This is a genomic window from Pseudomonas sp. FW300-N1A1 (assembly GCF_058789115.1).
Genome location: NZ_JBYTBK010000020.1, coordinates 83,648 through 92,425, shown reverse-complemented (window position 1 = coordinate 92,425; position 8,778 = coordinate 83,648). Strand labels below are relative to the sequence as shown.

General features: G+C 60.7%; 4 protein-coding genes. 3 read left to right on the top strand and 1 reads right to left on the bottom strand.

Annotated elements, in window-relative coordinates:
* Window positions 1-3,426: retention module-containing protein (locus tag AC3WQN_RS15455; protein WP_492606944.1), on the bottom strand; the 3,426-nt coding region annotated here is incomplete at its 3' end.
* Window positions 3,427-3,779: 353 nt separating this feature from the next.
* Between AC3WQN_RS15455 and AC3WQN_RS15450 the strand changes: the two genes are divergently transcribed.
* Genes AC3WQN_RS15450 through AC3WQN_RS15440 form a run of 3 tightly spaced genes read left to right on the top strand, consistent with a single transcriptional unit; the run spans window position 3,780 to window position 8,683 of the window.
* The gene (locus AC3WQN_RS15450; protein ID WP_103399615.1) at window positions 3,780-5,132 is read left to right on the top strand and encodes a TolC family outer membrane protein; all 1,353 of its coding nucleotides are present in this window, start codon (window positions 3,780-3,782) and stop codon (window positions 5,130-5,132) included.
* 40 nt (window positions 5,133-5,172) lie between these two features.
* The gene (locus tag AC3WQN_RS15445; RefSeq protein WP_103399614.1) at window positions 5,173-7,326 is read left to right on the top strand and encodes a type I secretion system permease/ATPase; all 2,154 of its coding nucleotides are present in this window, start codon (window positions 5,173-5,175) and stop codon (window positions 7,324-7,326) included.
* Window positions 7,316-8,683: an HlyD family type I secretion periplasmic adaptor subunit gene (locus tag AC3WQN_RS15440; protein WP_103399613.1), complete on the top strand. Its 1,368-nt coding sequence runs from the start codon at window positions 7,316-7,318 to the stop codon at window positions 8,681-8,683. Before AC3WQN_RS15445 ends, AC3WQN_RS15440 begins: the two co-directional genes overlap by 11 nt.
* Window positions 8,684-8,778 lie beyond the last annotated feature (95 nt).

Sequence of the window (8,778 nt, the reverse complement as noted above, 5' to 3'; positions counted from 1 at the left end):
AGTACCGTTGGCCGGGATCTTGACCACGGTGCCGTCGGACAGGGTGAATTCCAGCGGACCATGGGCGCCCATCGGCAAGCCGGCAGCGTTGGTCAGGGTCACGGTGTAGCTGACCTGGCCACCTTCGGTGACGGTGGTTTTATCCACGGTCAACGTAGCGACTACTTCAGTCACGGTATCGCCGATGGTCACGCTGGCTTTGTCGCCGAGTACCAGGTTCTCGAAGGACTTACCGTCAATTACAGCGTCAGTAACACCTACTTCGACGATCTGGCCGTCTTTGTAGACGTCGTCGCCCTGAGCCTTGAGCTCGTACGGGGTCTCGGTGCTACCGGCCTTGATCACGACGGTATCGCCGTTGCTCAGGGTCACGGTCAGGTCCTGTTTCAGGACTTGGTCGACCTTGACGGTGAACTTCGGTGCGGCGTTTTCCAGCACGTCGCCGTTGCTTTCGATGGTGACGGTGATCTGGTCACCTTCGCCGGGCGGTTGGTCGGTGACGGTGGTGGTGTATTCGTCCTGGCCGAGGGTCAGCTGCTCGAACTGCTCGGCGCCGCTGACGGATTCCAGCTTGTTGACCAGCGAAGGCTGGCCGCCAGTGAAGATGTCATTGGTGGTGACGACCGTGGCGCTGCCAGTGGTGCTGTTGGCTGGCACGGTGATGGTGGTGCCATCGGAGAGCTTGAAGGTCAGCTCGCCGTGGTTGCTCATTGGCAGGCCGGCGGCGTTGGTCAGGGTCACGGTGTAGGTAACCGAACCGCCTTCGGTGACGGTGGTTTTATCCACGGTCAGGGTGGCGGTGACTTCGCTGATGGTGTCGCCGATGGTCACGGAGGCTTTGTCGCCAATCACCAGGTTCTCAAAGGTTTTACCGTCTACTACCGCATCGGCGATACCCAGCTTGAGGGTTTCGCCATCTTTGTACACGTCATCGCCCTGAACGGGCAGGGTGTAGGTGGTTTCCGTAGCTCCGGCCGCGATAACCACGGTTTCACCGTTGCTCAGGGTCACGGTCAAGTCGTGATCCAACTTCTGATCGACCTTGATAGTGAAGGTCGGCGCAGCATTTTCCAGCACGTTGCCAGCGCTTTCGATAGTGACGGTGACGGCGTCGACGGAATCGGTGATGCTGGTAACCGCAGGCGTGGTGCCTGGCACCAGGTTTTCGAAGTTGCCACCCGTCGTACCCGCGATGGTGGTGCTGACGGTGCTGCCATTCACATAGACATCGTTGGCCGGGGTGTCGACCACCACGGAGCCCGTGGTTTTACCGGCTTCGATGGTAATGACCGAGCCGTTGCTCAAGGTCACGGTCATCGGCGTGCCGGCCGGGTTGGTCAAGGTGGCGGTGTAGGTGATCTGGCCGCCTTCGGTGATGCTGTCGGTGGCGGTCAGGGTCAGGCCGGTGTTGTCCACCGAGTCGGTGATGGTGGTAACGGCAGGCGTGGTGTTTGGCACCAGGCTTTCGAAGTTGCCACCCGTCGTACCTTCGATGGTGGTGCTGACGGTGCTGCCATTCACATAGACATCGTTGGCTGGGGTATCGACCACCACGGAACCTGTGGTCTTGCCCGCTTCGATGGTAATGACCGAGCCATTGCTCAAGGTCACGGTCATCGGCGTGCCGGCCGGGTTGGTCAGGGTGGCGGTGTAGGTGATCTGACCACCTTCGGTGATGCTGTCGGTGGCGGTCAGGGTCAGGCCGGTGTTGTCCACCGAGTCGGTGATGGTGGTAACCGCAGGCGTGGTGCTTGGCACCAGGTTTTCGAAGTTGCCGCCCGTCGTGCCCGCGATGGTGGTGCTGACGGTGCTGCCATTCACATAGACATCGTTGGCCGGGGTGTCGACTACCACGGAACCCGTGGTCTTGCCCGCTTCGATGGTAATGACCGAGCCATTGCTCAAGGTCACGGTCATCGGCGTGCCGGCCGGGTTGGTCAGGGTCGCGGTGTAGGTGATCTGGCCGCCTTCGGTGATGCTGTCGGTGGCGGTCAGGGTCAGGCCGGTGTTGTCCACCGAGTCGGTGATGGTGGTAACCGCAGGCGTGGTGTTTGGCACCAGGTTTTCGAAGTTGCCGCCCGTCGTGCCCGCGATGGTGGTGCTGACGGTGCTGCCATTCACATAGACATCGTTGGCCGGGGTATCAACCACCACGGAACCCGTGGTCTTGCCCGCTTCGATGGTAATGACCGAGCCATTGCTCAAGGTCACGGTCATCGGCGTGCCGGCCGGGTTGGTCAGGGTCGCGGTATAGGTGATCTGTCCGCCTTCGGTGATGCTGTCGGTGGCGGTCAGGGTCAGGCCGGTGTTGTCCACCGAGTCGGTGATGGTGGTGACGGCAGGCGTGGTGTTTGGCACCAGGTTTTCGAAGTTGCCACCGGTAGCGTCGGTGATGGTGGTCGTGACCGTGCTGCCGTTGTTGTAGACGTCATTGATCGGGGTGTCGACGTTCACGGTGCCCGTGGTTTTACCGGCTTCGATAGTGATGGTCGAGCCGTTGCTCAGGGTCACGGTGACCGGGGTTTGCGCCGGGTTGGTCAGGGTCGCGGTATAGGTAATCTGGCCGCCTTCCGTGATGGTCGGCGACGCGGTCAGGGTGACTGTGGTGGTATCAATGGTGTCGGTGACCTGGGTGACGGCAGGCGTCGGGTCGACGGTCAGCACCAGGCCACCACCGCCCGTGGTGCCGGTGACGGTCACGGTAATCTGCGACGGGTCGGTGTAGACGCTGTCGTTCGGTGCCAGTGGCACGTTGACGCTGCCGCTCACCTGCCCGGCAGGAATGACAATGATCGAGCCATTGGACAGGGTGATGGTCAGGTCGCTCAGTGGCGCCTGGGTCACGTTCGCGGTGTAGACCAGTACGCCGCCGGCTTCGGTGATGGTCGGCGTGGCGCTCAGCGTCAGGGTCGAGCCGCGCAGGACGTTGTTGGCGCTGTTGTTCTCGGCACCGGTGGTGTTCTCGACAACGGCGGCATCAGAGCCGATGCCCGCGGTCGGGAAGCCAATGGTCGGGTCAACCCGGCCTGCGGTCTCGTCGAGCATCACGAAGCTGTGGCCACCACCGGCCGCACCACCTGAGCCTGCAGCGGACGGACCGGCGGCGGTGGCTTCGAGTTCGGTGGTCGGGTCGGCACCCGCGACGATTGCTTGTTGCAGTTCTTCCACCGACGGCGCGGCCTGCGCGGTGGCTTGCGCCAGGTCAGTGCTGGAATCCGGTGCGCTGCCGCTCCATTGGGTGTCACGGCCCAGGTCCAGCAGGCGGCCGTCAGCCAACTCCAGGGTCACCGCACCGGCCAGGCCGGTATCCAGTTGATCGCCCACGAACAGTCGATCGCCCTCGATCAATACACGTCTGATGCCCTCTGGGGACACTGCAAAAACTTGACCGACAATGCTTTTGACGATGGCAACAACACTGCTCATTAAGGACTCTCCGGTGTTCCGTTCAGTAGGCTTCCATAGGCCTGAAGGGCTTATGCCACTTCAGTCTGGACGTACTTTGAAAATAATAGACGTACAAATGACGCGCTTAATCGTCAATAATTTGGCTATGTTTTTTCGCGATTAACTTTATGCCAAACTATTGACCTTCTGGGTGCCATCCTAAACAATCGTCCCAGTAATGTCACATTGATATTTATGCGGCGACCTGTACTCCAGCGTGTGATCCAGTTCCGATTTTGAACTTTCCGACATACGGACATTCCGGTTGCCATTTTCCGTTACAGCACCCGACCTGCTGTGATCTGAGACAAGAAGTCCTGGGAAATTCTTTTATGCGTTCGCACCTGTTCAAGGCTCTACCCTTCGCCCTCGCCGCCAGTTTTGCACAAGCCCAAACCCTGCCCCAAGCCATGCAACAGGCACTGGATGTCCACCCGGAAATCCAGGCTGGGGTGAATAACCGCCTGGCGGCCGACTACCAACTCAAGGCGGCTCAGGGTGGGTATCTGCCCAAGGTCGATCTGCTCGGTGGTTATGGTCGTGAAGGGACTGACAACACCACCACGCGTGCCGGCTCCGGTAGCAATGACTGGGAAACGTTGAACCGTGGTGAGTCGAGTCTGCGCCTGCAACAAATGGTTTTTGACGGTTTTGCGACGTCCAGCGAAGTCGGGCGTCAACAAGCCACCGTCAACTCCCGCGCCTACTCGCTGCTGGGGACCTCCGAGCGCACCGCGCTGACCGTGGCCCAGGTGTACCTCGACGTGTTGACCCGCCGTGAGTTCGTGCAACTGGCCGAGGACAATCTGCGTAACCACGAGCGCATCTTCGATCAGATCCGACTGCGCACCGAGCGCGGCGTAGGCCGTACCGCCGACCGCGACCAGGCAGAAGCCCGTCTGGCCCAGGCGCGCAACAACCTGATCACCGAACAGACCAACCTGGCCGATGCCCAGGTCAACTACCTGAGCGCCGTGGGTCAGATGCCGGACCAGCTAGAGCGTCCCGCGCCGTTTATGGCGATGCTGCCAGCCGACTTGAATGAAGCCCGCCAGCAGATGCTGGAAAACAGCCCGATCCTGCGCTCTGCCGAGTCGGACATCGTGGCGGCCGAGAAGCAGTACGACACGGCCAAATCGACCTTCTACCCACGTTTCGATGCGGAACTGGGGCGCTCCGCCGACAACGACATTGACGGCATGAATGGCCACAGCAACGAGTGGCAGGCGATGCTGCGCATGCGTTTCAACCTGTATGCCGGCGGCAGCAACAAGGCGGACCTGGAGTCCAAGGCTTACCAGTCCAACCAGGCACTGGATATCCGCAACAATGCCTTGCGGGTGCTGAACGAAGAACTGGGCCTGGCCTGGAACGCCCAGAACAACGCCAACGCCCAAGTGCCAATCGCCCAGAAATACGTGGACTACAGCACTAGTGTGCGTTCGGCCTACCAGCAACAGTTCAGCCTCGGCGAGCGGACCTTGCTCGACTTGCTCGACAGTGAGAACGAATTGTTCAACGCTTCGCGCCGTTTGGCCGAAATCAAAAACATTCAGTTATTTACTCAGTATCGAATCAAGGCGACCATGGGCGAGTTGCTCAAGAGCCAGGGAGTGGTCGCACCGATGGCGTCCGTCGTGCAGAACGACGTGAAGCCCCAGGTCCAGCTACCTGGCATGAATTGAGCTTTATTTAATGTTCAATTGATAGCCAAGAGTATCGAGCGTGGAATCAGAAGCCAGTCGAGTTCATCTCAATCATGATCCACGCGCGGTGCACGACGATCCGTTGTTAGACGGATTACTGGCGCTCTGCATGTTGCACCAGAAACCTGCCAGCGCGGCCATGCTGACCACCGGTCTGCCATTGCCCAAGCAGCGCCTGAGCGTCGAGTTGCTGCCACGGGCGGCGGCTCGCGCCGGTCTGCAGGGACGGGTGCTGCAACGCAAGCTGGACAAGATCCCGACGATTGCCCTGCCAGCGCTGTTACTGCTCAAGGACGACCGCAGTGCCGTGCTGTTGGGGTGGCAAGGTGACCAGGCGCGCCTGCTGCTCAGCGAAAGCGATGGCGGTGAAGTCCAGGTCAGCCGTGAGCTGCTGGAAGACGACTACATCGGGCAAGCCTTCTTCGCCCAGCCTCAACATAAATTCGACGTGAACCACGGCACGCTGATCCCGCGTGCACGTTCCTGGTTCCGTGACACCCTCAAGCGCTCGCGCTGGCTGTACGCCGACGCCATCGCTGCCAGTTTCCTGATCAACATCATCGCCATGGCCGCGCCGCTGTTCGTGATGAACGTCTACGACCGCGTCGTACCCAACCAGGCTGAAGCTACCTTGTGGGTGCTGGCCATCGGCATCACCGGCGCCTATCTGTTCGACCTGATCCTCAAGAGCCTGCGCAGCCTGTGCCTGGACCTGGCCGGTAAAAAGACCGACCTGATCATCTCCGCCACGCTGTTCGAGCGGATTGTCGGCATGGCCATGAAGTACCGTCCCGCGCGGGTCGGCAGCTTTGCCCAGAACATCCATGAGTTTCAGAGCCTGCGCGATTTCCTCGCGTCGCTGACACTCACCAGCCTGATCGACTTGCCGTTCACCTTGCTGATTTTCCTGGTGATCGCCTTGCTGGGCGGGCATTTGGTGTGGATCCCGATGCTGGCGTTCCCGCTTGCCTTGCTGATCGGCTATTACCTGCAAAAACCCTTGGTGGCGACCATGGAGCGCACCATGGCACTGGGGGCCGAGCGCCAGTCGAGCCTGATCGAAACCCTTGCCGGGCTGGATGCGGTCAAGGTCAACAACGCCGAGAGCGAGCGGCAATACCAGTGGGAACAGACTATCGGCACCCTCAGCCGGCTCGAGTTGCGGGTCAAAATGCTCTCTGGCCTGTCGATGAACATTACCCTGCTGATCCAGCAACTGGCCGGGGTAATCATGATCGTCTTCGGCGTGTACCAGATCATTGCCGGCAACCTCAGCATGGGTGGCCTGATCGCGTGCTACATGCTCAGCGGCCGGGCACTGAGCCCGCTGGCGTCGCTGTCCGGTCTGCTGACCCGCTACCAGCAGGCGCGGGTCACCATGACATCGGTCGACCAGATGATGGAGCTGCCGCAAGAGCGCAATTTCGAAGAGCGCCCGCTCAGTCGCCGGGTGCTGCAAGGTGCTATCGAGTGCCGGCAGTTGAACTTCACCTACCCGGGCCAACAGAACCCGGCACTCAAGAACATCAACCTGGTGATCAAGCCGGGCGAGAAGATCGGCATCATCGGCCGCAGTGGCTCGGGCAAGAGCTCGTTGGCCAAGCTGCTGGTCGGGCTCTATCAGCCTGATGACGGTGCGTTGCTGGTAGATGGTGTCGACATCCGCCAGATCGATGTCAGCGAGTTGCGCCACAACATCGGTTATGTGCCGCAGGATATTCAATTGCTCGCCGGTACATTGCGCGACAACCTGGTGTCCGGTGCGCGCTACATGGAAGACGAGCTCGTGCTGCAGGCGGCTGAACTGGCGGGCGTGCACGAATTCGCCCGTTTGCACCCCCAGGGTTACGAGCTGCAAGTCGGCGAGCGCGGGCAAAACCTCTCGGGCGGTCAGCGGCAGAACGTCGCCCTGGCCCGTGCACTGCTGCTCAACCCACCCATCCTGCTGCTCGATGAGCCAACCAGCGCCATGGACAACACCGGTGAAGAGCGCTTGAAGCAACGCCTGCAAGCCGTGGTCGAGAACAAAACCGTGGTGCTGGTCACGCACCGGGCATCGTTGCTGTCGCTGGTCGATCGGTTGTTGGTGATCGACAGAGGGCAAATTCTGGCCGATGGGCCAAAAGCCGTGGTGATGGAAGCGTTGAAGAAGGGGCAGATCAGTGTTGCTTAAGTCCGGGGTGAAAGACTCGATCCGTCGTTACTTCAAAGGTACCGATTCGCTGCACGGCCAGCCCCTGCCCGAGGTCAACAAAGCGTTGATCGAAGACGCGCCACGGGTGGTGCGACTGACCATATGGGCCATTATCGGTTTTTTCCTGTTCCTGCTGCTGTGGGCCAACTTTGCGGTGATCGATGAGGTCACCAAGGGCGACGGCAAGGCGATCCCATCGTCCAAGCTGCAAAAAATCCAGAACCTTGAAGGGGGCATCGTCGCCGAACTCTTCGTGCGTGAAGGACAGATCGTCGAGGCCGGCGCGCCACTGATTCGCCTGGACGACACGCGATTTGTATCCAATGTCGGCGAAACCGAAGCCGACCGCCTGTCCATGCTGCTGCGCGTGGAGCGTTTGAGCGCGGAAGTCGATAACCGCCCGTTGGCGTTCCCGGATGACGTGATGAAAGCCGTGCCTGTGCAGGCGGCCAGCGAAGAGTCCTTGTACATCAGCCGTCGCCAGCAATTGCATGACGAAATTGGCGGGTTGCAGGAACAACTGATCCAGCGTCAGCAAGAACTGCGCGAGTTCACCTCCAAGCAGGCGCAGTACCGCCAGGCCTTGGGCTTGCAGCGCCAGGAAATCAACATGTCCGAGCCCCTGGTGGCTCAGGGCGCGGTGTCTCCCGTGGAGGTGCTGCGACTCAAGCGTGCGGAAGTCGAAACCCGTGGCCAATTGGACGCCACGACTCTGGCCATCCCCCGTGCCGAGTCGGCGATCAAGGAAGTGCAACGCAAGATCGACGAGACGCGCGGCAAGTTCCGCAGTGAAGCGTTGACCCAGCTCAACGAAGCGCGCACCGACCTGAACAAGGCCCAGGCGACCGGAAAGGCGCTGGAAGACCGCGTCAGCCGTACCCTGGTGACCTCGCCGGTGCGGGGTATCGTCAAGCAGCTGCTGGTCAATACCATCGGTGGCGTGATCCAGCCGGGCAGCGACATGGTCGAGATCGTCCCGCTGGACGATACCCTGTTGGTGGAGGCGAAGATCCGTCCGCAAGACATCGCCTTCCTGCACCCGGGCCAGGAAGCCATCGTCAAGTTCACCGCCTATGACTACACCGTCTATGGCGGCCTGAAGGCCAAACTGGAACAGATTGGCGCCGACACCATCACCGACGAAGACAAGAAAACCACCTACTACATGATCACCCTGCGCACCGACCGCAGCCACCTGGGTACCGATGAAAAGCCCCTGCTGATCATCCCCGGCATGGTGGCCTCGGTGGACATCATCACCGGCAAGAAAACCATCCTCAGCTACCTGCTCAAGCCGATCATCAAGGCCCGGGCGGAGGCGTTGCACGAACGCTAGTCGACAATGGGGCTGCTCGCCCCATCGAGGGCAGGTCTCGTACCTTGAGCAGACCTGTGTGCAATCGTCCCGCAATGAGCGGCAATGCTGTCCAA